Annotated in this window: 26 protein-coding genes; 9 read left to right on the top strand and 17 right to left on the bottom strand. The window is 72.1% G+C overall.

All coding sequences use genetic code 11. The features are described from left to right. Nucleotides 1-6 precede the first annotated feature (6 nt). From MTR79_RS09130 to MTR79_RS09120, 3 genes are read left to right on the top strand one after another with little or no spacing between them, the layout of a single operon-like run. On the top strand, nucleotides 7-273 hold the full coding sequence (locus MTR79_RS09130) for a hypothetical protein (RefSeq protein ID WP_053076919.1): 267 nt from the start codon (nucleotides 7-9) through the stop codon (nucleotides 271-273). Beyond that, complete coding sequence (locus tag MTR79_RS09125) at nucleotides 270-1,844, top strand: transporter (RefSeq protein ID WP_244789709.1); 1,575 nt, start codon at nucleotides 270-272, stop codon at nucleotides 1,842-1,844. The genes MTR79_RS09130 and MTR79_RS09125 overlap by 4 nt, the downstream gene beginning before the upstream one ends. A gap of 58 nt (nucleotides 1,845-1,902) precedes the next feature. Continuing rightward, nucleotides 1,903-2,511: a dihydrofolate reductase family protein gene (locus tag MTR79_RS09120; protein WP_048456052.1), complete on the top strand. Its 609-nt coding sequence runs from the start codon at nucleotides 1,903-1,905 to the stop codon at nucleotides 2,509-2,511. Nucleotides 2,512-2,735: 224 nt separating this feature from the next. On the opposite strand, the gene MTR79_RS09115 is transcribed toward MTR79_RS09120, so the two are convergent. The 3 genes from MTR79_RS09115 to MTR79_RS09105 are packed head-to-tail and all read right to left on the bottom strand — an operon-like array spanning nucleotide 2,736 to nucleotide 4,549. Further along, nucleotides 2,736-2,885 (bottom strand): DUF397 domain-containing protein, encoded by a 150-nt coding sequence (locus MTR79_RS09115; RefSeq protein WP_244793095.1) that lies wholly within the window; start codon nucleotides 2,883-2,885, stop codon nucleotides 2,736-2,738. Between the two features lie 18 nt (nucleotides 2,886-2,903). Continuing rightward, complete coding sequence (locus MTR79_RS09110) at nucleotides 2,904-3,884, bottom strand: hypothetical protein (RefSeq protein ID WP_244789708.1); 981 nt, start codon at nucleotides 3,882-3,884, stop codon at nucleotides 2,904-2,906. Then, nucleotides 3,881-4,549 carry a hemerythrin domain-containing protein gene (locus MTR79_RS09105; RefSeq protein WP_244789707.1) on the bottom strand — a complete coding sequence of 223 codons (669 nt, stop codon included), beginning with the start codon at nucleotides 4,547-4,549 and terminating at the stop codon, nucleotides 3,881-3,883. Before MTR79_RS09105 ends, MTR79_RS09110 begins: the two co-directional genes overlap by 4 nt. A gap of 128 nt (nucleotides 4,550-4,677) precedes the next feature. On the opposite strand from MTR79_RS09105, the gene MTR79_RS09100 reads away from it, so the two are divergent. The 4 genes from MTR79_RS09100 to MTR79_RS09085 all read left to right on the top strand — a co-directional run bounded on the left by MTR79_RS09100 (nucleotide 4,678) and on the right by MTR79_RS09085 (nucleotide 6,741). Then, nucleotides 4,678-5,310 carry a TetR/AcrR family transcriptional regulator gene (locus tag MTR79_RS09100; RefSeq protein ID WP_189363387.1) on the top strand — a complete coding sequence of 211 codons (633 nt, stop codon included), beginning with the start codon at nucleotides 4,678-4,680 and terminating at the stop codon, nucleotides 5,308-5,310. An 81-nt stretch (nucleotides 5,311-5,391) separates the two neighbouring features. Next, nucleotides 5,392-5,529, top strand: coding sequence for a DUF397 domain-containing protein (locus MTR79_RS09095; protein WP_244789706.1), 138 nt, complete (start codon nucleotides 5,392-5,394; stop codon nucleotides 5,527-5,529). Nucleotides 5,530-5,617: 88 nt separating this feature from the next. After that, a complete protein-coding gene (locus tag MTR79_RS09090) occupies nucleotides 5,618-5,992 on the top strand; it encodes a hypothetical protein (protein WP_244789705.1) in 375 nt (124 codons plus the stop codon). A gap of 302 nt (nucleotides 5,993-6,294) precedes the next feature. Continuing rightward, nucleotides 6,295-6,741: an ATP-binding protein gene (locus MTR79_RS09085; protein ID WP_244789704.1), complete on the top strand. Its 447-nt coding sequence runs from the start codon at nucleotides 6,295-6,297 to the stop codon at nucleotides 6,739-6,741. 198 nt (nucleotides 6,742-6,939) lie between these two features. Here MTR79_RS09085 and MTR79_RS09080 read toward each other — a convergent pair whose 3' ends face one another. From MTR79_RS09080 to MTR79_RS09040, 9 genes are all read right to left on the bottom strand, one after another. Continuing rightward, nucleotides 6,940-8,409: an NAD(P)/FAD-dependent oxidoreductase gene (locus MTR79_RS09080; RefSeq protein WP_244789703.1), complete on the bottom strand. Its 1,470-nt coding sequence runs from the start codon at nucleotides 8,407-8,409 to the stop codon at nucleotides 6,940-6,942. Nucleotides 8,410-8,422: 13 nt separating this feature from the next. Beyond that, nucleotides 8,423-8,629 (bottom strand): hypothetical protein, encoded by a 207-nt coding sequence (locus MTR79_RS09075; protein ID WP_086698708.1) that lies wholly within the window; start codon nucleotides 8,627-8,629, stop codon nucleotides 8,423-8,425. 40 nt (nucleotides 8,630-8,669) lie between these two features. Then, nucleotides 8,670-9,521 (bottom strand): serine hydrolase domain-containing protein, encoded by an 852-nt coding sequence (locus tag MTR79_RS09070; RefSeq protein WP_244789702.1) that lies wholly within the window; start codon nucleotides 9,519-9,521, stop codon nucleotides 8,670-8,672. 21 nt (nucleotides 9,522-9,542) lie between these two features. Next, nucleotides 9,543-10,589 carry an HTTM domain-containing protein gene (locus MTR79_RS09065; protein ID WP_244789701.1) on the bottom strand — a complete coding sequence of 349 codons (1,047 nt, stop codon included), beginning with the start codon at nucleotides 10,587-10,589 and terminating at the stop codon, nucleotides 9,543-9,545. Beyond that, nucleotides 10,586-11,158 (bottom strand): DUF5819 family protein, encoded by a 573-nt coding sequence (locus tag MTR79_RS09060; RefSeq protein WP_189363381.1) that lies wholly within the window; start codon nucleotides 11,156-11,158, stop codon nucleotides 10,586-10,588. The genes MTR79_RS09065 and MTR79_RS09060 overlap by 4 nt, the downstream gene beginning before the upstream one ends. 76 nt (nucleotides 11,159-11,234) lie before the next feature. Beyond that, nucleotides 11,235-11,588, bottom strand: coding sequence for a hypothetical protein (locus MTR79_RS09055; RefSeq protein WP_048456059.1), 354 nt, complete (start codon nucleotides 11,586-11,588; stop codon nucleotides 11,235-11,237). A 179-nt stretch (nucleotides 11,589-11,767) separates the two neighbouring features. After that, nucleotides 11,768-12,040 carry a helix-turn-helix transcriptional regulator gene (locus tag MTR79_RS09050; protein ID WP_244789700.1) on the bottom strand — a complete coding sequence of 91 codons (273 nt, stop codon included), beginning with the start codon at nucleotides 12,038-12,040 and terminating at the stop codon, nucleotides 11,768-11,770. 418 nt (nucleotides 12,041-12,458) lie between these two features. Beyond that, the gene (locus MTR79_RS09045) at nucleotides 12,459-13,400 is read right to left on the bottom strand and encodes a sigma-70 family RNA polymerase sigma factor (RefSeq protein WP_244789699.1); all 942 of its coding nucleotides are present in this window, start codon (nucleotides 13,398-13,400) and stop codon (nucleotides 12,459-12,461) included. 10 nt (nucleotides 13,401-13,410) lie between these two features. Then, nucleotides 13,411-14,619 carry an FAD-dependent oxidoreductase gene (locus MTR79_RS09040; protein WP_244789698.1) on the bottom strand — a complete coding sequence of 403 codons (1,209 nt, stop codon included), beginning with the start codon at nucleotides 14,617-14,619 and terminating at the stop codon, nucleotides 13,411-13,413. A gap of 215 nt (nucleotides 14,620-14,834) precedes the next feature. Between MTR79_RS09040 and MTR79_RS09035 the strand changes: the two genes are divergently transcribed. Beyond that, a complete protein-coding gene (locus MTR79_RS09035; RefSeq protein ID WP_189363377.1) occupies nucleotides 14,835-16,742 on the top strand; it encodes an SMI1/KNR4 family protein in 1,908 nt (635 codons plus the stop codon). Nucleotides 16,743-16,866: 124 nt separating this feature from the next. Here the strand turns inward: MTR79_RS09035 and MTR79_RS09030 are convergent, their stop codons facing one another. Next, nucleotides 16,867-17,376, bottom strand: a complete 510-nt coding sequence (locus MTR79_RS09030) for a hypothetical protein (RefSeq protein ID WP_189363376.1) — start codon at nucleotides 17,374-17,376, stop codon at nucleotides 16,867-16,869. Nucleotides 17,377-17,575: 199 nt separating this feature from the next. On the opposite strand from MTR79_RS09030, the gene MTR79_RS09025 reads away from it, so the two are divergent. After that, complete coding sequence (locus tag MTR79_RS09025; protein WP_086704783.1) at nucleotides 17,576-18,643, top strand: hypothetical protein; 1,068 nt, start codon at nucleotides 17,576-17,578, stop codon at nucleotides 18,641-18,643. Nucleotides 18,644-18,680: 37 nt separating this feature from the next. On the opposite strand, the gene MTR79_RS09020 is transcribed toward MTR79_RS09025, so the two are convergent. From MTR79_RS09020 to MTR79_RS09005, 4 genes are read right to left on the bottom strand one after another with little or no spacing between them, the layout of a single operon-like run. Further along, complete coding sequence (locus tag MTR79_RS09020) at nucleotides 18,681-19,340, bottom strand: ATP-binding cassette domain-containing protein (RefSeq protein ID WP_086704774.1); 660 nt, start codon at nucleotides 19,338-19,340, stop codon at nucleotides 18,681-18,683. Beyond that, nucleotides 19,333-20,322 carry an ABC transporter ATP-binding protein gene (locus tag MTR79_RS09015; protein WP_086704775.1) on the bottom strand — a complete coding sequence of 330 codons (990 nt, stop codon included), beginning with the start codon at nucleotides 20,320-20,322 and terminating at the stop codon, nucleotides 19,333-19,335. The genes MTR79_RS09020 and MTR79_RS09015 overlap by 8 nt, the downstream gene beginning before the upstream one ends. Further along, on the bottom strand, nucleotides 20,319-21,209 hold the full coding sequence (locus tag MTR79_RS09010) for an ABC transporter permease (protein WP_086704776.1): 891 nt from the start codon (nucleotides 21,207-21,209) through the stop codon (nucleotides 20,319-20,321). Before MTR79_RS09010 ends, MTR79_RS09015 begins: the two co-directional genes overlap by 4 nt. Further along, nucleotides 21,206-22,174: an ABC transporter permease gene (locus MTR79_RS09005; protein WP_086704784.1), complete on the bottom strand. Its 969-nt coding sequence runs from the start codon at nucleotides 22,172-22,174 to the stop codon at nucleotides 21,206-21,208. Before MTR79_RS09005 ends, MTR79_RS09010 begins: the two co-directional genes overlap by 4 nt. Nucleotide 22,175: the final 1 nt, after the last annotated feature.

The following is a 22,175-nucleotide window of genomic DNA, read 5'->3' as shown; positions in this document are numbered from 1 at the left end:
GTTGTCGTGGAGTTCTACGAAGCGGAGCGTCTGCGGCTGGGGGTGGGGCTGCGGGTCGGCGTGCGGATCGCCGTGGTGTGGCTGGTGTACGTGGCGGGCGCCGCGCTGGTGCCCGGGATGTACGGCACGGACGTCCTCGGTGGCCTGAGTCTCGGGGCGCTCGCGGCCCTGGTGCCGCTCGGGGTCGGGCTGCACGGGGTTCTCGTGTACGGGCGGCGGGTCGACCGGCGGATCGCCGCGGCGAACGAGGCGGACGACCGGAGGTGGGCATGACCGCGTTGCTCGACTCCTCCTCACGGTCGCTCGTCTTCGCCGTGTTCTCCGTGTTCGTCGTCATCTGCCTGATGCTGTGCGTCATCACCGGCGCCGACGAGGACGACCGCGCTCTCGTGCGGTCCGACAGCCGGCGGCTGCGCTCCTGGCAGCAGGGCATCGCGATGGGCGGCGACACCACGACCGTCGCGACCGTCACCGTGCTGGTGGGCATGGTCGCCACGACCGGGTTCGACGGACTCGGCGTCATGCTGGGCAGCCTCGTCGGTGTGCTCCTCTTCCTCGTGCTGGTCATCGAGCCGTTGCGGGCGCACGCCTCGCTGACCGCGCCGGACCTGCTGGACGCGCGTGGCAGCGGCGGGTCCGCCGTGCGGGTGGCGTGGGGTGTGGTGACGCTGATGGTCTGTTTCCCGCTGCTGGTCGTGCAGTTGGTGGTCGTCGGGAACGTCGCCGCCGCGCTGCTCGGGCAGCCGGGAGCCCGGACCGGGTGCATCGTCGTCATCGGCTGTGTGATGACCGCGCTGGCCGTCAGCGGCGGCATCCGGGGCACGGGGGTGGTGATGATCACCAAGTCGGCGATCGCGCTGCCCGTGCTGGTGGTCGCCGCCGTGCTCGTCCTCCACCGTTTCGGCGGGGACCTGGGGCGGCTGCTCGACGCGGCCTCGCTCGGGTCGGGGACGGGAGAGGCGTTCCTGCGGCCGGGTGGCTACACCGGTGACGGGTGGGTCGGGGCGGTGAACCGGGTCGGCCAGATCTTCGGCATGACCATGGCCACGCTCGCCATGCCCGCCGTGCTGATGCGGGCCATCGCGACCAAGAGCCCGCGCGGGGCCCGTACCGTCGGCCGCTGGATGCTCGGTGAGCTGGTCCTGCTGTACGGGGCTCTCGCCGTCGTCGGTGTGGGGGCCGCTGCACTGGTCGGCACGGTGCTGCGGGAGGCCGGTCCGTCGGCGCAGGTGTTCACGCCGCTGCTGCTGGGGCGGGCGCTGGACGACGGCGGCCTCCTGGTCGCCGCCCTCGCCTGCGTCCTCTTCCTCACCGCCCTTGCAGCCGTCGTGGACGTCACCCTGGCCGCCGGGATCACTCTCGGCCGGGACGTACTGGCCGCCACCGGTGACCGGCAGGCCGGGCGGCTCGACGGCACCGCGTCGCGCTGGTCGGCCGCGCTGACCGGGCTGGCCGCCGCGGCCGTGGCCGTCGTGTGCGCCGACTGGAACCTGGTCGTGGTCTCCACGCTCTGGCTGGCCCTCTGCGGCGCCGCCCTCGCTCCGGTCCTGCTGTACGCCCTGTACTGGCCCGGGTTCACCGCCCGCGGCGCCCTGTGGTGCCTGTGGGGCGCGACGGCGGTGTGCGTGGTCGCGCTGGTGGTGTCGCCGTACGCCTCGGGCACGCCCACGTCGATCATGCCGGGCCACGATTTCCGGCTGTGGGACGTGACGATCCCGGGGGTGGTGACGGTGCCGGCCGGGTTCCTGCTGGGCTGGCTGGGCAGTGTCACGGACCGGCGTCACCGGACGGGCGGGGCGGGGCGGCCGTCCGGAGTCACGCATGCGCGTGCCGTCCAGCGATGAGTTCCGGGGACTGCCACGGTCGTAACCAGTACACGGACCGACACCTCAGGAGGGCCCCATGTCCCGCAAGATCGTGGCCAGCGTGTTCATCTCGCTCGACGGCGTCGTCGAGGCGCCCGACCAGTGGCACTTCCCGTACTTCAACGACGAGATGGGCGCGGCCGTGGGCGCGGGTCTCAGCAACGCCGACACCATGCTCTTCGGCCGCGTGACCTACGACAGCTTCGCCGGCGCCTGGCCGGAACGGGAGGCGGCGGGAGGGGAGGACGCGGGCTTCGCCAAGCAGCTCGGCGACATGCGGAAGATCGTGTTCTCCCGCAGCCCTCTCGACTTCCAGTGGCGCAACTCCGAGCAGGCGCAAGGTGACGTGGCCGAGGTGGCCGCCGCGCTGAAGCGGGAACCGGGCGGCGACATCGGGCTGAGCGGCTCGATCTCGGTCATCCGGCAGCTCCTCGCGGCCGGGCTGCTGGACGAGCTGCAGCTCCTCGTACACCCGATCGCCGTGCGCAAGGGGATGCGCCTGTTCGACGAGGGGGAGCCCTCCATCCCGCTGAAGCTGCTGAAGTCGGAGACGTTCGGCACGGGGGTGCTGAACCTGGTGTACGGGCCGGACACGGCTCCGCCGACGGGGGGTTACGAGGAGGCGGTGGCTTCGCTCGGGGAGTAGGGGGACCGACGTCACGCCCACCCGGGCCCCAACTTCGTACACGCCTGCGAAGTTCACGCGCGAGCAGTGTGTTGACACCTTCAACACGTAGACGCGGACCGCTCGTGCGGGCGATCTCGGTGACCGTTTCATCGACCGCGCGGCCCTCGGGCACGGCCCCGCGAACGAGACACGGTGAGGGCGTGCCGCCCGCCACTCAAGCGGACGGCGCGCCCAGAAGTCGCTCAGCGTTCCGACGCGAACCGCACGAACTGCCCCCAGTCTTCACGGCCGACGGCGAAGGACGGGCGGGTCACATCCTTGGAGTCCCGGACGTGAACCGCCTGTTCGGCGATCGCGACCTCCACGCAGCTGTCACCCTCACGTGGTTTCAGGTCGCTCCGGAATCCGGGCTACGCGCCGGGGCGGACGCCGGCCGCGAGGCTGTGCAGGTGCGCGGTGGTGCCGTTGCGTCGTGCGCGGCGCAGTCCCTGTTTGGCCAGCAGGCCGTTGGCCACGGTCATGACCGTCCTGCTGGGCGGCGCTGCCATGCCGACCGATGTGTGGGGGGCGTACAACGCCTCTCCGTCGTCGACGGTCAGCCAGCCGGTGGCGGTGCGCATGCTCACACCGACGCACTGCGGCCGGAACGCATGGGCGAGGAATCCCGCTCGGCGTCCGCCTGGTGGCAGGAGTTCGGGTGGTGCGCCGAGGCGCAGCCCGGTCTCGTCGTGTCCGGTGACCGTCACCGGGAGGATGACGGGGCTGCCGTCGGCCCCCTCGTACGCCAGCAGACGATGCGGGAGGGCGGCGATCCGCCGGGCGAGCCGGGAGACGGGTATCCGGGGTGTCGTGCCGTTCTTCGGGGGTCGCTGTCCGGCGGGGTGCTGTGGCCAGGACGGGCCGGTCACGGTGGCCGGTCCGTGTGCCGAGAGGTGGGGCCAGGTGGTGATGCGTTCCAGGCCGACGTCGACGAAGACGCGCTCCTGGTGGTATTCGCGCAGCAGCCAGTCCCACACTCTTCCGTGCTTGGTCTTCCCGAGGAACGGCTCTGTGGCGTCCATCAGTTCTGCCAGCCGCTGTGCCGAGGGCTGAAGGTCCACCGACGCCTTGCCTTGGGCGAGGACGTAGTGGCTGTGGGCGGCGAATCCGTGCGTGCGCGTGTGATAGGCGAGGGCGACGCGGGGGTTGTTCAGGATGCGTTCCAGCTTCTTCGGGAAGCCCAGCGAGGTGGTGAAGCTGACCTGGTTGGCTGCCCGGTTCGCGAGCCCTACCGGTGAGACGCTGGTGACCACCGCCCCTCCGGCGGGGGTGAGGTAGGCGACCGCGACGGTCAGGTCGCCCGTGAACGCCTCGTACGCCGTGTCCATCCAGGTGAGGTGTGTGTCCGTCACGAGCCGGTACCTCGCAGCACTCGCAGGTCGGCGGCGGCCTGGTCGCGCAGGGCGGGCAGCAGCGACTTCACCGGCGCCGGCATGTTCACGAATATCGACTCCACCTCGGCCGGTGTGCCCACTTCGTCGAGGAGGCCGATCATCAGATGCCCGGCCACCGGGGGCGTGGTGGCGATGACCTGTTGGGCGAACTCCGCCCACTGCGCGGGCGTGATGTGCGCCCGCAGGGCGGGGAACAGAACGGGTTCCTCGTGGTCCAGGTGGTCGCGCACGCTGTCGCGCACCGCGACGGCCGCCTCGCGCAGTGCGTGCCGGTCGTCTTCGTCCAGATGGCCGCCGTCATGGTCCTTCGCGCCGGTGAGGCCGATGCCGGCGAGGCGGTCGAGCGCGGCGTCCAGACGTTCGTGTTCTTCGCTCAGGTCGTCGAGTGCGCGCTTCACATCGGGCGCCGCGGTCAGGATGAGCGGCCACAGCCATTCGTCCTCGGTCTCGTGGTGGTGACGCAGGTTCACCACGAGGAAATCCCTCAACTGCGCGAGCGCTTGGCGAGGCACGGAGGGGCGGCCGGCGGCGTCCACGAGCAGCCCGGTGGCCAGTCTGTGCGTCTCATGGGTGAGCCGCGTTTCCACGACGGCTTGTGAGTCACGCCCGGCGTTCATGTCCATGGGGTGCGAAACCTTCGGGTTGAGGGGTGCATGGTGCGCGGTCTCCCCGTCCGGAAGGGAAGTCCCATTTTGAAGTTACAGCATCTGCAATGAATACGCCTGCCCTTACCTCGGGGTAAGGTGGAGGCATGTCCGCACCGACCCGCAGTTACCGATCGCCACGGCGTGAGCGGGGCGCGGCTCAGACCCGGCAGGACATCCTGGCGGCCGCGCGTGAGCTCTTCATCGCGCAGGGCTACGCACAGGTGACGATGGGGCACATCGCTCGCGCGGCCGGCGTCGCGACCAAGACGCTGTACGCGAGCGTGGGGACCAAGACGGAACTCCTGCACGCCCTCCTGGCCACGGACGTGGCGGACTCACGGACCACCGGACTCCTCGATGAGGTGTTCCGGAGCGAGGACCTCGCCTCGGCGGTCGCATGCCTGGCGCACGGCATCCGCGACAACACCGAACGCTTCGCTCCGTCCATCGACCTGCTCTACTCCTCCATGGCGAACGACGCCAAGGCGCGGGAGGTGTGGGACTACGTCGTCACGCAGTACCGCCAGGCACTTCGGGAAGCCGCGGAGCACCTGGTCTCCATCGGCGCAGTGGCTCCGCATCTCGACGTGAACGGTGCGGCGGACCGTCTGTGGCTGTGCTTGGGGCTGTCGGCATGGCGATCGCTCGTCGTCGACTGCGGCTGGAGCTACGACGCCGCGGAGCGCCTGCTCTCCCGCCAGGCCCTGAACATGCTCGAGGACCCTGTCCCGGCATAGGCGAGGGGCGTTCCCCTCTCGCGCCGCGCCGTCACCCGCCTCGTTCACGAAGGCGCGCGGCGGCCCTGTACGGAAGGGTGCGTGACCCTGGCACGGATCGGCGAGGACGCCTGGGCGCTGGGCGACAGCAAGCGGCCGGACGCAGCGCCACTGCGGTTCACCACAGAGGAACTGGACGCCGCCGGTATCGACCCGGCCCGCTTCGGCCTCGGCGCCTGACCCTCCCGCCTCCCTCCCCTCCCCTGTCGCCGGCCGGACCGGGTCCCTCCCCGCGTCCGGCCGACGCACCGCCCTCCGGGAGCAGCCCGTGCACCACCACGCCTACCTCTGGACCGGCCCCAAGGCACGCTTCGGGGCGCCACCGTCGGGGCGGACCACCCGCAGCACGGAGTCCATCTGCCGGGTGAACATAGGACGCGTGGCCGGAAAGGCCGAGCAGTTGCTGCGCCTCATGGAGCGCCGCGGCTTCTCGTTGACGGAAGAGACCCGGCAGCGCGTCACCACCTGCTCGGACATGCCGCTCCTGGATCTCTGGTTCGACCGCGCCATCGACGCCACTACCCTCGATGAGGTCTTCGCCGCCCCTTCCTCCACGGACCGCGTCCCCGCCCCCGCCCAGAGGCCGGAACACGCAGCAGTCCCCAGCCAAGGACTGACGGACCCCGAGTCCTCGGCCAACTGACACCAAGGACACCCACCGGGCCGCACCCCCCTCCGGGGTGCGGCCCGCCCGGTTCACGGCCCGGGTCAGCCGAGGCGCCACGCCGCCGCGAAGGCTTCCCGCTGGCCACCGACCACCGAACCGTTCGGCCGACCCGGCCACGGACGTGCTCCGGGGACACCGGGAACCCGCTGCCGCCTTCCTGCGTTCCTCACACGACGGCGCGGGAATCCGGCGTACCGCCTGCCTTCCCCCTCCGTACGCTCACTTCCGTACGGGGCGCCACACTCGCCCCGCCCGCGTCCGGCCGCCACTCTGGCGCCATGAACCACGCAACACCCCACGTCGGCGCGCCCGTTCACACTTTCATCCAGTTGCTGTCGTCCACGCGGCGCGGCGCCCGTCTCGCCCGGCTCCTCTCGGTGACCGAACTGCGCTCCCGGGGCGCCTCCCCGGACCTCACCGAGCGCGCCGAACTCGTCGTCGCGGAGCTCGCCGCCAATGCCGTACTTCATGGCCGCGTGCCCGGCCGCTGCTTCCGGCTCAGGCTCGTCCTCGACCCGGCCGCCGACCGCCTCCGCATCGAGGTCAGCGACGCCCGCGGAGACCTCCGCCCGCTCCCCCGCCCCACGGACGCCGCGTCCGACCCGCTCAGCACGACCGGACGCGGCCTGACCCTCGTCGCCTCCCTCACCGACCACTGGGACTGCGTCCCCTGCCCGCCCAGCGGCAAGACCGTCCGCGCGGACCTGCACGGCCCCGTCGCGTGAACGCATCGGCGGAGAGTGCCGCCCGGGCACGGCGCGTTGAGTCCCGCCCGCACCGTCGGAGTTCCGCACGTCGGACCTCCGGCCCCTGAAGACGGCGTACCGGCTCGTCAAGCCCCGCTCGCTGGTGCGGGGCACCCGGCAGGAGGCCAAGGAGGCGGCGGCCTGGCCGGGTGGGCGTTCCGGACGTCGTGAAGGACGTCATCCTCCGAGCCGGTGCTCGTCCCGCTCCAGCGATGCGGATCCGGTCCGGTCCGCCTCCGGCCAGGTGTCCAGCGCCGCCCGGGCCGCGTGGTACCCGCACATCCCGTGGACCGAGGGACCCGGCGGCGTCGCCGAGGAACACAGCCACGTGCCGGGCAGAGGCGTCCGGTAGGGGTTCCAGCGCGGGACGGGACGGGCCAGCGTCTGCCACAGGGTCATCGCGCCGGAGGCGATGTCGCCACCGACGTAGTTCGGGTTGTACGCGCCCAACTGGGCCGCCGACACGCCGCGTTCGGCGATCACCGTGTCGGTGAAGCCGGGGGCGTGGCGTTCCAGGGCGGCACGGATCATCTGCAGGGGGTCGCGGGGATCGCCCTGGGGTACGTGCGCGTAGGCCCACACCGGTCTTCTGCCGCGGACGGCCCGTGCCGGGTCCGCCGCGGCCGGGTCGACCACGATGACGTACGGGTGCGGGACCCTCACGCCCTGGGCCGTCGCGGTCTCGGCTCGGGCCAGTTCCGATGCCGTGCCGTGGGCCCCGCCCAGGTGGATCGTGGCGGCTTGGGTGAGGCGGGGGTCGGCCCAGGGGATCGTTCCTTCGACGAGGAAGTCGGCCTTGGCCGCTCCCGGTCCGTACCGGTAGCGGGACAGTGCGCGGAGGTACCCCTTGGGCAGCGGGGCGATGCGGGCCAGTTCGCGGGGCGAGACGTCCAGGAGGGTGAGTCTGCGGGGCGGCAGGTCCCGCAGGCTGTTCACCCGGACCCCGGTGTGGATCCGGCCGCCGAGCCCTTCGATCTGCCGGGCCATGACGGCGGCGATTGCCTGGGAGCCGCCCTGGGGGACGGGCCAGCCGGTGGTGTGGGCGAGGTGCCCCAGCAGCAGGGCGACGGCCGCGGACGCCGGTGAGGGGAGCCGGCCGATGCCGTGGGCGGCCACACCGGTGAGGAGCGCCCGGGCCGCCTCCGTGCGCAGGCCTCCGCCGACGCGCAGGGCCTGGGCAGGCAGGCGGGTGGCCAGGAGGGCCAGGGCCTTCGGGTTCGGCGGGGTGCGCAGTGTGGAGAGCATCAGGTCCACCACGTCCGCGGAGTGCTCCATCAAGGGGAGCATCAGCCGCCGCCATCGCTGCCCGTCCCGGCCGAGCCCGGCGCAGGTGGCGTCGAGGTCGCGCCATGCCAGGGCGGCCGGGCGGCCCTTGAGGGGGTGGCCGTAGGCGGCGGGTGAGTGCAGCAGCGCGACGCCGTGCGCCTCCAGGTCGAGTGACCGCATGAACGGGGACGCCGGTGCCATGGGGTGGACGGCCGCGCAAATGTCGTGGAACACCTCGGAGTCGAACAGCGCTTCCGTGCGCAGCCCCCCGCCGATGCGCTCATGTGCCTCGAACACTTCGACCCGGAGCCCGGCACGGGCAAGGGTGAGCGCGGCGGCCAGACCGTTCGGCCCGGAGCCGACGACGACGGCGTCCGTCATGAGCGTCCTTCTCTCAGTGGAAGGCCAGCCATCCGATGCCCAGGGCGCAGGTGAGGCCGGCGGCGGCCATGGCGGCGGGCCGGTTGCGGTGCAGCGCGAACCAGAACAGCGCGGCGGTCACCAGCACCGCGCCCGTTCCGATCGAGGCGCGCAACGGCCCGTCGCTGTAGCCGAACTCGTCGACGTGCTGTGCCAGCCAGGCGAACCAGGTGATCCTCACGACGCCTCCCGTGGCCCTTTCGTGGTGGTGGTGTTGGTGTTCAGGTCCCGCCGTGCGGCGCGGGAGCCGCGAGGAGGGCATCTCTGGCGAGGCGGTCGGTGCGGTCCGCGGCGCCCAGGCGGTGCAGGACGATCCAGCGGCCGTCGTCGTGCGCGGCGGCCACGACGGACGAGCCGCGCGTGGCGCCGTTGCGCCACGTGATCGGGGCGCTCCGCTGCCAGCTGGGGGCGGGCGAACCCAGCCGGCGTTCGACGAGCAGCCCGACCACGATGTAGGACAGGGTGCGGCAGGTGGACCACAGCCCGCCGGCCGGAAGGATCGGCCCGGTCAGCGTCCAGAGGGGGCGGGGCCGGCCGAACAGCCCCCGTGGCACGAGGCGCCCTTCCTGCGGGGGCAGCGCGGTCACGGCACCCGCGCCGAGACCCAGCGGCAGCAGGACGTGATCGTCCACGAGTTGCTGGTACGAGCGTTCCGTGACCGTCGTGAGGGCGTGCCCGAGGACGGCGTACCCCAGGTTGGAGTACTCCTCCTTGCCCAGCGGGCCCGTGGCCACCCTGTCCAGCTCGCGCAGCGAGGCGCGCAGAGCCTGCTCGGTGAAGGTGGCGTACGGGTCGTCGGGCGGACCGGCGGGACCGGGCGGCAGACGCGGCAGGCCCGAGGTGTGCTCGGCGAGGTGCCGAAGGGTGATGCCCGTCCCGGCGGGCACCTCCTCCAGGCAGTCCTCCAGCGGAGTGTCGAGGCCGACGACTCCTTCCTTCGCCAGTTGGGCCAGGACGGTTCCCGTGAACACCTTGCTGAGAGAACCGATTTCCACGAACCGGTCCCGGTCGTGGCCGTGGGCGGCCCGGTCCTCGACACCGGCACCGCCCAACAGGCAGAGAGGGGTGGGCATGCTGTCTGTCGCTCCTGTCGGTCAGACGAGTTCGGCTTGGGGCGCGGACGGCTGCGTCGTGTTCTCTCCGCTCGGCCGCTCCGCCGTCGCGGGGTCCGCCGGCGCCGCGTCGGCCTGAGACGTCCGGCCCGACCGGGACGCCCGGGACCCGGGGAGCCTGCCCCGGCCCCACAGCAGCGCACGGTCGAGTGCGCCGGACAGGAAGACCAGATCGCACGCGATCATCGTCAGGGCGAAGCCGGTCAGCCCCATGAAGAACGCGATCGACAGGTGGAAGCAGATGGATGCGGCGGCCGCCCAGGGGCGGAGTGCCGGAACGAGCACGCCCACGGGGAAGTAGACCAGGAAAGCCACCGTGCCGTACGTGCCGAGGACGACCAGGGCGTCGTTCTCGTACACGAGGTGCGACCAGCCGGGCAGCTCGAATTCCGCGACGCGCATGATGTAGAAGAGCGCGGTGCCGTCCTGCCACTCCTCACCCATGACCTTGTAGAGGCCGGAGACGACGTATACCAGGCAGATCTGTGCCGCGACCATGAGGACGCCCAGGTTGTGGAACGGCACGGACAGCGCCCGCAGGTGTCCGGGGACCCGTCGGGTGAGACGGCTCGCGAGACCGACGGGCAGGGCGAACCGGTCGTAGCAGCGGGTCAGCAGCAGGAAGGGGATGACGACGTACGCGAGGTTGTCGCCGCCGTCCAGGAGACCCGGCTGCCGCTGGTAGACCGACCACAACAGGGCCCAGTGCACGGCCAGTCCGGGCCGGCCGCCGACTCCGAGCATCACCGCCAGCGCGGCAGCGATCCCCAGGTGGTAGACGAGCTGGAAGTACCAGGGCGACGCCGACAGGGTGTACAGGCTGAAGCCGGTCAGCTGTGCCTTGAAGTCCTCGTGCGGGAGCACCCCGTCGGGGCCGAACAGGTAGTTCCGTTCCTGGTACTGGCTCACGTAGTACATGAGCCCGACGAAACCCAGCAGCACCCGTGTTCCCGAGACACCGGTGACGGCCACGGGACGCAGGGACCAGAAGTCCAGCCGGTCGGTGATGTTTCCGAGGGACTTCTTCATCGCAGATCCCCCGTCTTCTGCCAGGCGAAATCGTGCACCAGGACTTTCCCCTCGGCGGAGGGGTCGTGACGCTTCGACCACGGCGGCAACTCGTGCACGTACATACGGATCTGGATTCTCTCCGTCTCACCGTCGCATACGGCGGGCAGCTGGTCGTAGGCGTACCGGGACAGCCCTTCAATCGAATCGGCCTCGGTGGCCTTCTCATAGGGCAGCGGGGGCAGCAGGGGCTTCTTGTCGTTGGTCTGCTGCTGGCGAATTCTCCTGAGGAGCTCCTCGCTGCTGGTGAGGTTCTGGAGATGCGCGGAGACGATGCGATTCTCCCGCGAGGGGAAGAAGCGGGAACTCTGCACCTTCTGCACGCCACGAGCCGACACGTCGTAGTACTGCGTCACCGATCCGTCCGCACAGGCCGCCCTCGCGAGGACGCCACGGTCGTCGGAAAGGGGTGTCGGGGCGAAGAGCTGCCAGTTCTGCGAGAAGTACGGGTCGAGGTATTCCGCCACCCGGTCGCCGTAGACGAGTTTCGCCGGGTTGAGTGGCGCCTGGGACAGGGCTGCCATGGTCATGTGAGCGCACAGGAGGGCGCCGCCGACAACGAGCGCCGCCCTCCTGGTGGTGCGGTACGAGTGCGTCACGTGGTGCTTACCGGTCGAAGACCGTGTCGGCCGAGACGCCCTGCGGCAGATCGGCCGGAGGGGCGAAGATGCTGCCGTGCGACAGCATGTTGTCGGCGTTGCTCTTCGCGACCACGGCCATGCCCTTGCCGACGGCCGTGGCCTTGTTGGCCCCCTTGGTGGCGGCCTTGCCGACGGACTTGGCGGCCTTGCCCACGAGCGAGGCGAGGGCCTGCGGCGCCTTCCCCTGCGACGGCTGGGCGGCGGCCACGGGCGCGGCCGGCTGCGCCGGGGCGGCCTGGGCGCTGCCCTGAGTGGCGACGAAGAGGGCGACACCGGCGGTGGCGGCACCGGCGGCGGTGACGATCTTCTTGATGTTCATGCGGGTTTTCTCCCGAGGACGGTAATCCAGGTGTGGATACGGCCGCGCGCCCGGTCAGGTGTTCCGGGTGTGTATCGACGCGCGGCCAACAACGGCGTCGAGCCTGCCAGTCTGTGGCGGACTCTTCCATTGCCTCTTGCGGCAATGCCATATACGGCGATGCCATATGCGGCAATGCCTCAGGAGGCGGTTGCCTCCTCGGTGAGGGCTTCGTAATGATGGAACGCCAGCAGACTGGCCTCGAACCTGGATCCCACGCCCAGCTTGCGCACCACACTGGTGACATGAGCTCGGACGGTACGTTCAGCGATTCCGAGTTGCCGGGCGAGTACGCGGTTCGTCTCACCTCTGGCAAGACAGCGCAGCACCTCACGTTCCCGGGCAGTCAGGCTCGCCAGCGTCTCCACATCAACGGAAACGTCGAACGGCCGGGTCTCTACGACCGTGGTCAAGTGAAATCTCCCCCTGCGTACGTACCCCTGCCGGACCGGAAGCGGCGCAGCAGGGCAAAGCGGTCACGCACTCAGGCAGCGGTGGTCAATCGCTGCGCCGACGCGTCACCCGGATCTTTTCTTTACTCGCAGTTTAGTGTCGCGAGGCGAGCGGACAGACGCTCCACGGGTGAATTGAATCACAGTCAACTTGTGTCAATAATATGAAAGTTGAACCACTCGGCCGACCCGGCTGCGGGCATGCTCAGGAAGCCGGGAGGTGTTTGACGGTGCGGGCGGGACTGATGAGATGTTTCCGTCCCCCGTGCGCTCTTCCTGGCCGTGGTGACGTGCTCCCCGAACCGCGCGATTCCCGAACCGGCGTGCGTGGTGGCGGAGTCGGCGGTCCGGACGCGTCGCCGGATCCCGTGGGCGCCGGTCACCACGCGGCGACGACCGGTGCGTCGCTCCCGTGCTGCCGCCAGGCCTCGTCGAGACGTGCGAGCCGGTCCGCGGCGGCGATGCCGCACAGCGACGCGACCCTGCCGTCCCTGACGTCGAACACCACGGTGCCCACGACCCGGTCGTCGACCACGGCAAGGACCGCCGGGGAGCCGTTGAGCACCGCGATGTGGAACACGGGCGAGCCGCCGGCCAGCCGCCGCTTCACCGGCGTGGCCTTGAACCCCGCCCGCACGTAGGAGGCGACGCGCTCGCGCGTCGTGAGCCGCAGCAGCCGCTTGGCCCGCCCCGCACCGTCCGAGACCGCCGTCACGTCGTCGGTGAGCAGCGCGACCAGCCGCTCGGTGCGCCCCGACGTGGCGGCGGCGAGGAACTCCTCGACGACCCGGCGCGCGGACGCGAGGTCCACCTCCTCGCTGCCGCGGCGGCGCTCGGCGGCGACCCGGACCCGGGCCCGGTGGGCGTGCTGCTGACTCGCGGACTCGGTGACGTCGAGGATCCGGGCGATCTCGGCGTGGGTGTACGAGAAGGCCTCGCGCAGGACGTAGACGGCACGCTCGACCGGCGAGAGGCGCTCCATCAGGGTCAGCACGGCCAGGGACACCGATTCACGCTGCTCGACGGTGTCCGCGGGGCCGAGCATCGGATCGCCCTCCAGGAGCGGCTCGGGCAGCCAGGCGCCGGCCGCGCGCTCGTGGCGTGCCTGCGCCGAACGGAGCCGGTCGAGACAGAGGTGGGTGACGACCTTGGTCAGCCACGCCTCCGGTACCTCGATCCGTTCGCGGTCCGCTGCCTGCCAGCGCAGGAACGTGTCCTGCACGACGTCCTCGGCGTCGGCGGCCGAACCGAGCAGACGGTACGCGAGCGAGGCCAGCCGGCCCCGGCCGGCCTCGAAGCGTTCGACGGCTGCGCTGTCCATGTGCGGCAGCCTAGGCGGTGGTCCTCGCGCCGGCGCGGTCGGACGCACCGGCCGGGTCGGGCACGGTGGTCAGGCGGCGCCTGCGCTTCGGCATGCCGAAGGTCGGGTGGGCGACGCCCCACCCGGCCCCCTTGAGCACGCCCGCCTTGAGCCGCGCGGCCGTTCGGCCGCCCAGGTACCAGGACTTCGCCCGGACGTCCCCGTCCACCACCTGGAAGATCGCGTCCCGCCGCCCGAGGCTGATGTGGTTCCCGTAGTACTTCAACTCGGTGGTCGGGACCTCTCGGCCCGTCAGGCGCGCGACGATCGCGGCGGTCGCCTGCATGTTGGTGACGCCGGCCGAGGCGCAGGACATCGGCAGCGGTCGGCCGTTCTCGCCGATCGCGTACGCGCAGTCACCGGCGGCGTAGACGTCCGGGTGGGAGAGGGAGCGCATGGTGCGGTCGACGACGATCTGACCGGTCTCGGCGACCTCCAGGCCGCTGGCGGCCGCGATGGGGTGCACGGCGAAGCCGGCCGACCACACGGTCACATCGGCCGGGAGGGACGTGCCGTCGGCGGCGACCGCCCGTGTCGGCTCGACGGCTTCGACGGCGGTGTGCTCGTGGACGGTGATGCCGAACCGGTCGAAGGCCCGGCGCAGGTGGCGGCGGGCCTTCGGGGAGAACCAGGCGCCCAGCTCGCCGCGGGCGGCGAGCGCGACCGAGAGGTCGGGCCGGGACTCGGCGAACTCGGTGGCGGTCTCGATGCCGGTCAGCCCCTCGCCGACGACCAGCACGGTGCCGCCCCCGTCCAGGCCGGCCAGGCGCTCGCGCAGACGCAGCGCCGAGGACAGGCCGGTCACGTCGAAGGCGTGCTCGGCCACGCCGGGGACGCCGTGGTGGGCCACGGAGCTGCCGAGCGCGTAGAGAAGGGTGTCGTACGCGAGCTCGCCGTCGCCGTCCTCTCCGGTTACGGAGACGGTCCTGCGCTCGGGGGCGACGCCGGTGACGCGCGCCAGACGCAGCCGCACCCCGGTGCCCGCGAACACGTCGGCGAGCCTGCGGAACGTGAGGTCACGGCCGACCGCGAGCTGGTGGAGCCGCATCCGCTCGACGAACTCGGGCGCGGCGTTGACGACGGTGATCTCGGTGTCCGCGGGGGAAAGCCGGCGGGCCAGGTTCCCGGCGGCGAAGGCCCCGGCGTATCCGGCACCGAGTACGACGATGCGGTGCTTCATGGCGATGCTCCTGTCTCGTTCGCGTGCCCCTTGAACGAGACGGCGCCGCGGTTCCTGACAGCATCCGGATGTGACGTGGGTCACCTGATCGGCGCGCCGGCGGGTGAGGGATCGGGCGGAGGTCGACGGCCGTGCGACTCCCGCCCACGTCCGGCCTCTCGGGACGGGACGAAGGAGGGGGCGGCGTTGTCAGTGGGGGGTGCCACCATCGGCGCATGGACGACAACGGGTTCGACTGGGGGACGTTCCTGCGGCGTTGGCAGGACGAGTGGGTTCCGAGCGAGGACGAGGCCGAGGAGCTGGCGGAGGGGGACCTGACCCTCGCCGACCTGGCGCTCGCGTGCCCGCCTGCGTCCGAGGCCGAGGTGGCCGACGCCGAGCGGCGCCTGGGGACCCGGCTGCCGCCGTCCTACCGGGGGTTCCTCCTGGCGAGCAACGGCTGGAGCCTCCGCGACGACTCGATCCACCAGCTCGGAGCAGCGCACGAGATCGGCTGGTTCGGGGATCCGTTCGGCATGACGCCGATGTACCGGGAGAGCCTGGACGAGCGGGCGACCGAGCAGCAGGTGCTGCTCGCCGGGATGTGGGAGCGCGCACTGCAGCTGGAGACCGACTCCGACATGTCCTACGCGCTGCTGGACCCTGGCGACACCGACGAGGACGGCGAGTGGGCGCTGTACGTCTACCACGGCTGGAGCGGTGAGTACCCGACCCGCTATCCGTCGTTCCGTGCCTATATGCAGCGGCGGTACGAGTCCTTCCACGCCGAACGGGCGCAGCTGCCGGAGTTCGTCAACGACACCACCCGCGCCCGGGACGCCGACGTCGCGCGGGCGCGGGAGGAGGCTCTGAGCGGCAGGTGGGAGGCCGCACGGGAGCTGCTCGCCGCCGCGAAGCGCTACGGGCGGCCGGGGGCCTGGGGCATGCTGGGGCAGCTCGACGTCCTGGCGCAGGGCGTCGGGCACGGTCGTGCTTATTTCGGCGGGCTCGTCGCCGATCCGCGCTGCACGGACGAGCTGGTGCCCGTGATGGCCGTCGCCCACGTGCGGGACAGCCGCCCCGGCCGGCCCGAGCGGCCGTTCGTGCTCGGCGTCGAGACCGACGACGGCGTCCGGGCGGCCGCCGACGCGATACACGCCCGGGTGCGCGACGGCTCCTACCGCTACGCACCGGACGGTGACTTCGGGCGGGCCGTCGCCGAGGCGCGGGAGGTGGCGCGTTGGGGGGACACGGACGGCGCGTGGCGGATGCTCCGTGCCGCGATGCCCTCCTGGTCACCGCCCGCACCGGGCCTGCTGGCGCCGCTCGGGCTGCTGGCCGACCCGGTGCTGGGGCCGGTGGTGACGCAGGAGCGAGGGCGCGAGTTGCTGGCGACGCCCCGGGCCGGACGGACGGGCACCGTGCCCGAGCCGGTGCCGGACCTGGACCCGCCGGGGCTGGGCTGGCTGGCGGAGTCCCGGCGGTGGAACGCCCCGTACGGCTCCTATCGGTGCCTGTGGGTGGAGGGCGTGGAACCGGAGGCCCTGCCCGGCCTCGTCGGGGAGGAAGCGGGTGCGGGTCTGACCGCCCCACCCGTCCGTCCCGCCGGGTGGTTCCCCCACGACGTCAGGCGGCAGCGGGACGAGTCGGCGCCGTGGGAGGACCGGGCGGTGGTGGCGGTGGGCCGGACGGGTTCGGGGTGGGCGTTCGGCTTCGACCCGGCCGCACGGACTCGGGGGCCTGGGCACTTCTTCGTCTCCCCCGCCGCCGAGGCCTCCCGCGGCGGCGGACGCGCCGTGGTGCTGTGGATACGCCGCGGTCGCGACGACCTCCCGGCGGTGTTCCATCTTTCCGTCGCCGAGCGGGGTGAGGCGCTGTACGCGTTCACGGTGCGCGGCACGGATGTCGAGCGCTCGGGGCCGGTGCCCGAAGCCCTCGACCCGGCGGGGGTGCTGAGCGGTGCCGACGGCACGGACCACGAGCGGCGCCTGCTGGCCGCCCTGGAGGAGGAATTCGGGCTCTCCCTCCCCCGGCACGCGCTGGCCGAGGGCATCCTGCCGGAGCTGACCACCCGGTCCTGGAACCGCGCACCCCGGGAGGGGGAGGCCTTCGCGTACGCCACGGTGACCATCAGCCCGCGATGACCCCGGCCAGGGATGGTCACGGCCGGGAACGGCCCCGGTCGGCGCCAGTCCCCGACGGGGCGGTCCCGGCCGGGCACGTCACGCCGGGGGCGGTCCCGGCCGGGGGCACGTCACGCCGGGTGTGTCAGGCGGCCTCGTGGATCACCAGCTTGAACTCCGCCAGCACGATCTTGCGCGCCACGCTGTCGTCATGGGTGGCGCGTACGGCGAGGGGGACGGCCGGGTCCACGAAGATGCCCCAGCTCTTGGTCCAGCACTGCATGCCGGGGCTGGGCGGCCGGTGTTCCGTGGCCGTGGTGTCATTGGGGTTGGGGGTGAGACCGAGAGGGTCGCGGACGAACTGGTCACGGAGTTCGTCGTAGGCGCCGGCCTCCCACTGGATCATCGCGTAGAGGGTGCCCCAGCCGGTCACGCTGGGCCATATCAGGCCGGAGCGGGGGTCGGAGTCCCAGTTGGTGATCACGTAACCGTCGGGCTGGTTGACCTGGTGCATGGCGAAGGCGTCACTGGACTCGGCGGACCCGAAGGGGAACCGGATGACCGTGTACGGACTGTTCGCCGGGATCGTCTGCGGAGTGTCCCGTTTGAGGGAGCAGACCTGGACTCCTCCGGCGGCCGTGGTGTGAGTGGACATGGTCCGGTTCTTCCCTGCGTGCGGGCCGGTGAGTCGGGCGCGGGCCGCATCCGTGCGCGTTTTCTCCGGTGAACTTGCTTTTGCCATACAACCGTTCGACTTGTTCGGTCGTCTGATATGTCGACCAGACCGGTCGCTTGACAAGGAGATCGTCATTTTCGCCCTGCGCAAGACCCTGACCACCACCGCCGTCGCCGGCATGGTCCTCGCCGGCACCGCCGCCTGCGGCACCGTGGAGAACCTGTCCGCCGGACAGAAGCTGGACAACGCCTTCGAGAAGCTCGGCGAGGAGCGTTCGATCGCCTTCGAGCTGGACCTCGACACCGACGCGAAGTCGCTGATGGCGCTGGACGCCGAGCAGTCGGAGCCGGGCGAGGAGATGCCCGCCGAGATCGCCGAGTTGCTCAGCGAAGGGACGATCAGCGTCTCCATGCACTCGAAGAAGCCCATCAAGGAGTCCGAGGAGAAGGACTTCACGGCGATGGCGATGAAGCTCAGCGGTCCGGACGGCGCCCTCCTCGAGTACCGGCTGGTCGGGGACTGGATCTACGCCCGTGTCGACGCCGCGACGCTCGGCGAGATGTCGGGCAGCCCGCTGCCGCCGGCCAGTGAACTGCCTCCGGAGGCGGGGGCGTTCAAGAAGCTCCTCGCCGGCGAGTGGATCAAGCTCTCCAAGAAGGAGATGGAGGAGACCGGCAAGAACATGTCCGGCGCGGAGGGCCTCGGGGCGGAGGAGCCGTCCGCCGAGCCCAGCCTCGACGCCAAGACGCAGAAGAAGCTGACGGACGCGCTGAAGAAGGCCGTCGCCGAGAACGTCGACTTCACCACCTCCGGCGGTTCGGACGGCACCGAGCACATCAAGGCGACCGCGCCGTTCCGCACGCTGGTGACCGAGATGTTCGAGGCGCTGAAGCCGCTGCGGAACGACCTGCCGATCGGGGACGAGCTGCCCACCGCCAAGGACTTCGCGGACGCCCCGAACAAGAAGGTCAGCGCCGACTTCACGCTGAAGAACGGCGAGCTGACCGAGGTGTCCGTCGATCTCGCCAAGCTGGCGGAGACGGCGAAGGTCAAGAAGTTCGCGCTGGTGCTGCGCGTGAGCGAGGGCGAGAAGCCCGAGGCGCCCGCCGGGGCGACCGAGCTGAACATCGAGGAACTGATGACCAGCATGCTCTCCGGCGCCTTCGGCGGGGCAGTCGCCGACGAGGAGTTCGGGGACGCCTCGTTCGAGGAGGGAGACCTCGCGGGCGACGTCCAGATGTGGTGACCCGTTCCCCCGGAGGCGGACCCGGGCCGCCCGGGCCTCAGCCCGCGGCCACCGCCTCCCAGGGCACCGTACGGTCGCACCAGCGGGTCAGCAGGGTGCGGTCGTGGCCGACCGACAGCAGGCCCGCGCCCGTCGACGCGCGGTAGTCCTCCACGACCCGCACCAGCGCGGCCGTGGTCGACGCGTCGAGCATCGCCGTCATCTCGTCGCACACCAGCCAGCGGGGCTTCAAGGACAACGCCCGCGCCAGGCAGGCGCGTTGCAGCTGGCCGTCGCTCACCTCGTGCGGGCGGCGGCCGAGCAGGTCCGGGGTGAGGCCCACGGTGCCGGCCAGTTCCCGCACGCGGTCGGCGGCCGAGGCGCGCCGGCCCGTCGCCCGGAGGGGTTCGGCGATCAGGTCGGCGAGGCGCAGCCGGGGGTCGGCGGCGAGGCGGGGCTGCTGGAAGACCACGCCGATCGCGGTGCGCTGTTCGCGGGGGGCGCGGTGCCGGAAACCGCGGACGGGCGTGCCGTCGAGGACGACCTCCCCGGCGTCCGGCCGGTGCAGCAGCGCGGCGACCCGGGCGAGGGTCGACTTCCCGCAGCCGCTGGGGCCGAGCAGGCCCACCGCCTCGCCCGGGGCGACGGTGAGGTGCGCGTCGCGGACGACGGGGGCGCGGCGGTCGTAGCCGGCGGTGACGGCGCGCAGCTCAAGCACGGGTGTCCTCCGGGGTACGGGTCGCGTGAGGGGCGGCGGGGGCCGGTACCGGGTGGTGGCAGGCGACGGTGTTCTCGAAGAACGGCAGCGCGCCGCAGATGTCCGTCGCGCGGTCGCAGCGGGGGGCGAAGGCGCAGCCCTCGGGGAGACTGCCCAGTTCCGGGGGCAGGCCGGGGACGGGTGTGAAGGACCGCTCGGGGAGCGCCTCCAGCAGGCCGCGGCTGTAGGGGTGGCGCGGGCCCGGGGAGCCGAAGAAGGCGCCCGCGTCGGTCAGTTCGACGATGCGGCCCGCGTACATGACCGCGACGCGGTCGGCGATGCGCTCGGCGGCGGCCAGGTCGTGCGTGATCATCAGCAGGGCGTGGCCGTCGTCCACGTGGCGGCGCAGTTCGTCGACCGTGCGGTCCACCAGGTCGCGGTCCAGGCCGGTGGTCGGTTCGTCGGCGAGCAGCAGCGGGGCGTCGCCGATCAGCGCGAGTGCGGTCGCGGCGCGCTGGGCCAGCCCGCCGGACAGTTCGTGCGGGTGCCGGTCGAGGTGGTCCAGGGGGAACTCGGCACGCAGCGAGGCCTGTTCGGCCGCCTTGCGGCGGGCGGAGCGGCCGCGGACACCGGTGAGGCGGGTGACCGTCTCCTCGATGTGCGAGCGGATCGTGCGCACGGGGGTGAGGTGCGCCGCAGGTGACTGCGGGACCAGACCGACACGGCGCCCCCGTACGGTGCGGGCGAGGGTGGGTTCGTCCGCCGTGAGCAGGTCGAGGTCGCCCAGGTGGGCGTGGCCGGCGGTGCGCGCGTTGGCCGGGAGCAGGCCGAGCAGGGCGGACGCCAGCACGGACTTGCCGCAACCGCTCTCCCCGATGAGCGCGAGGCACTCCCCCGGGGCGACGTCGAACGACGCGTCGGACACGGCGTCGACGCGGCGCCCTCCCGGGAGCAGGAAGCGGACGGACAGGTCGCGTACCGAGAGCAGGGGCTCGGGTGTCACAGCATCAGCTCCGATCGGCGGCGGGGGTTGATCCGTTCGCGCCAGACGCCCGCCAGGCCGGCGATCGCCAGGGTGGGGAGGATCAGGAACAGGCCCGGGAAGAGGGTGGGCCACCACTGGCCGGCGAGGAGGGAGCCCCGGGCGCCCTGGATCAGCGTGCCGAGGCTCGCGGTGTGGGTGGGCAGGCCGAGTCCCAGGAAGGACAGGGCCGACTCGTGCCACATGGCGTGCGGGACCATCAGCACGGCGGCGAGACCGGCCTGCGGCAGCACGCCGGGCAGCAGGTGGCGTACGGTCACCCGCCACCGGCTCGCCCCGCCGGAGACGGCCGCGTCGACGAACGGCCGGGACCGCAGCGACAGCACCTCCGCGCGGACGATGCGCGCGGTGGACAGCCAGTGCGTGAGGGCGACGGAGATCACCACCGGCCAGACGCCCGGACGGAACATGGCTACGATGAAGATGCCGAGCAGCAGGTGCGGCACGGAGGACAGGGTGTCGACCAGGCGCATGACCAGGCGGTCGGCCCAGCCGCCGAGGGCCCCGGCGGCGGCTCCCACCGCCGTGCCGATCACCGTGGCGGTGAGCGCGGCCACCACGCCCACCAGCAGGGAAACGCGCAGTCCGTAGACGCAGCGCAGCAGGAGGTCGCGGCCCACGTCGTCGGTGCCGAACGGGTGTGCCCAGCTGGGCGGTCGAAGCTTGGCGGCGAGGTCGACGGCCTGCTGGTCGAGCTGGACCAGCGGCGGGACCAGCAGCACGGCCAGCACCGTCACGGCGACCAGGGCGGCGGAGACACGCAGCCGCAGGACGTGCGTGGAGCGGCGGGCGGCGCCGTGCGCGCGCCAGGCCGGCTTCCTGTCCGCCACGTCGACGTCGGTCGTCACATCTCCTCCAGCTTCACTCTCGGGTCGATCAGCCCGTAGAGCAGGTCGGCGAGCAGGTTGCCGGCGAGGACGGCGGCGGTGGCGAGCGTGGTCAGCGCGGCGAGCAGCGGGAAGTCGACCGCCGTGGCCGCCTCCACCGTGGCCGAGGCGATGCCGGGCCAGCTGAAGACGGTCTCCACCAGCAGGGCGCCGGTGATGAGTTCCGGCACCCGGGAGCCGATGAGGGTCAGCACCGGCAGCAGCCCGGAGCGCAGGGCGTGGCCGAGCAGCACGGTGCGTTCGCTCAGGCCGCGTGCCCTCGCCCCGCGCACGGGATCCTCCGCGAGGGCGTCGCCGACGCCCTGACGGACGTAGAGGGTGAACCAGGGCAGCTGGGAGACGGCGAGGACGCCGGCGGGGAGGGCCAGGTGCTCGATCAGGCCTCCGAAGGTGACCCGGTCGCTGCCGGTGTCGGTGAGGCCGCCCGCCGGGAGGACGTCCAGCTGGAGGGCGAACAGCCACACCGCGAGCAGCGCGATCCAGAAGACCGGGGCTGCCTCCAGGACGTACGCGGCGGAGGTGACCGCGCGGTCCACGAGGGAGCCGGGGCGGCGGGCCGCGAGCACGCCGAGGACCGTGCCGAGCAGTACGGCCGCGGCGAACGCGACGGCGCACAACAGCGTGGACCACAGCAGCCGTTCGCCGATGACCTCGGCCACCGGCTGGCGCATGACCGCGGACTGGCCGAAGTCGCCGCCGAGGGCGGAGGTCAGCCAGTCCCACCACCGGGCGGTGAACGGCCGGTCCGCGCCGAGGTTCTCCCGCAGCCGGTCCAGGGTCTCCTGGTCGGCGCCGAGCGCGGCGGTGCCCGCGTACGCCTTCACCGGGTCGAACGGGGAGGCGGCGGCGACGGCGAACACGCCGAAGGTGACGACGAGGAGCACCGGCACGGCGTACAGCGCGCGGCGCGCCGTGAGCCGTGCCATG

This window comes from Streptomyces sp. BJ20 (assembly GCF_022869105.1).
GTDB classification, from domain to species: domain Bacteria; phylum Actinomycetota; class Actinomycetes; order Streptomycetales; family Streptomycetaceae; genus Streptomyces; species Streptomyces griseoincarnatus.
This window is presented reverse-complemented; position numbering and strand designations above follow the sequence as displayed.

Excerpts from the sequence above, each read along its gene's own strand:
- MTR79_RS09035 (WP_189363377.1), top strand. The coding sequence starts at position 14,835 with ATGGACGACAACGGGTTCGACTGGGGGACGTTCCTGCGGCGTTGGCAG.
- MTR79_RS09125 (WP_244789709.1), top strand. The coding sequence starts at position 270 with ATGACCGCGTTGCTCGACTCCTCCTCACGGTCGCTCGTCTTCGCCGTG.
- MTR79_RS09055 (WP_048456059.1), bottom strand. The coding sequence starts at position 11,588 with ATGAACATCAAGAAGATCGTCACCGCCGCCGGTGCCGCCACCGCCGGT.
- MTR79_RS09030 (WP_189363376.1), bottom strand. The coding sequence starts at position 17,376 with ATGTCCACTCACACCACGGCCGCCGGAGGAGTCCAGGTCTGCTCCCTC.
- MTR79_RS09085 (WP_244789704.1), top strand. The coding sequence starts at position 6,295 with ATGAACCACGCAACACCCCACGTCGGCGCGCCCGTTCACACTTTCATC.
- MTR79_RS09105 (WP_244789707.1), bottom strand. The coding sequence starts at position 4,549 with ATGGACATGAACGCCGGGCGTGACTCACAAGCCGTCGTGGAAACGCGG.
- MTR79_RS09120 (WP_048456052.1), top strand. The coding sequence starts at position 1,903 with ATGTCCCGCAAGATCGTGGCCAGCGTGTTCATCTCGCTCGACGGCGTC.
- MTR79_RS09100 (WP_189363387.1), top strand. The coding sequence starts at position 4,678 with ATGTCCGCACCGACCCGCAGTTACCGATCGCCACGGCGTGAGCGGGGC.
- MTR79_RS09045 (WP_244789699.1), bottom strand. The coding sequence starts at position 13,400 with ATGGACAGCGCAGCCGTCGAACGCTTCGAGGCCGGCCGGGGCCGGCTG.
- MTR79_RS09060 (WP_189363381.1), bottom strand. The coding sequence starts at position 11,158 with ATGACCATGGCAGCCCTGTCCCAGGCGCCACTCAACCCGGCGAAACTC.
- MTR79_RS09065 (WP_244789701.1), bottom strand. The coding sequence starts at position 10,589 with ATGAAGAAGTCCCTCGGAAACATCACCGACCGGCTGGACTTCTGGTCC.
- MTR79_RS09025 (WP_086704783.1), top strand. The coding sequence starts at position 17,576 with ATGGTCCTCGCCGGCACCGCCGCCTGCGGCACCGTGGAGAACCTGTCC.
- MTR79_RS09080 (WP_244789703.1), bottom strand. The coding sequence starts at position 8,409 with ATGACGGACGCCGTCGTCGTCGGCTCCGGGCCGAACGGTCTGGCCGCC.
- MTR79_RS09040 (WP_244789698.1), bottom strand. The coding sequence starts at position 14,619 with ATGAAGCACCGCATCGTCGTACTCGGTGCCGGATACGCCGGGGCCTTC.
- MTR79_RS09070 (WP_244789702.1), bottom strand. The coding sequence starts at position 9,521 with ATGCCCACCCCTCTCTGCCTGTTGGGCGGTGCCGGTGTCGAGGACCGG.
- MTR79_RS09005 (WP_086704784.1), bottom strand. The coding sequence starts at position 22,174 with ATGGCACGGCTCACGGCGCGCCGCGCGCTGTACGCCGTGCCGGTGCTC.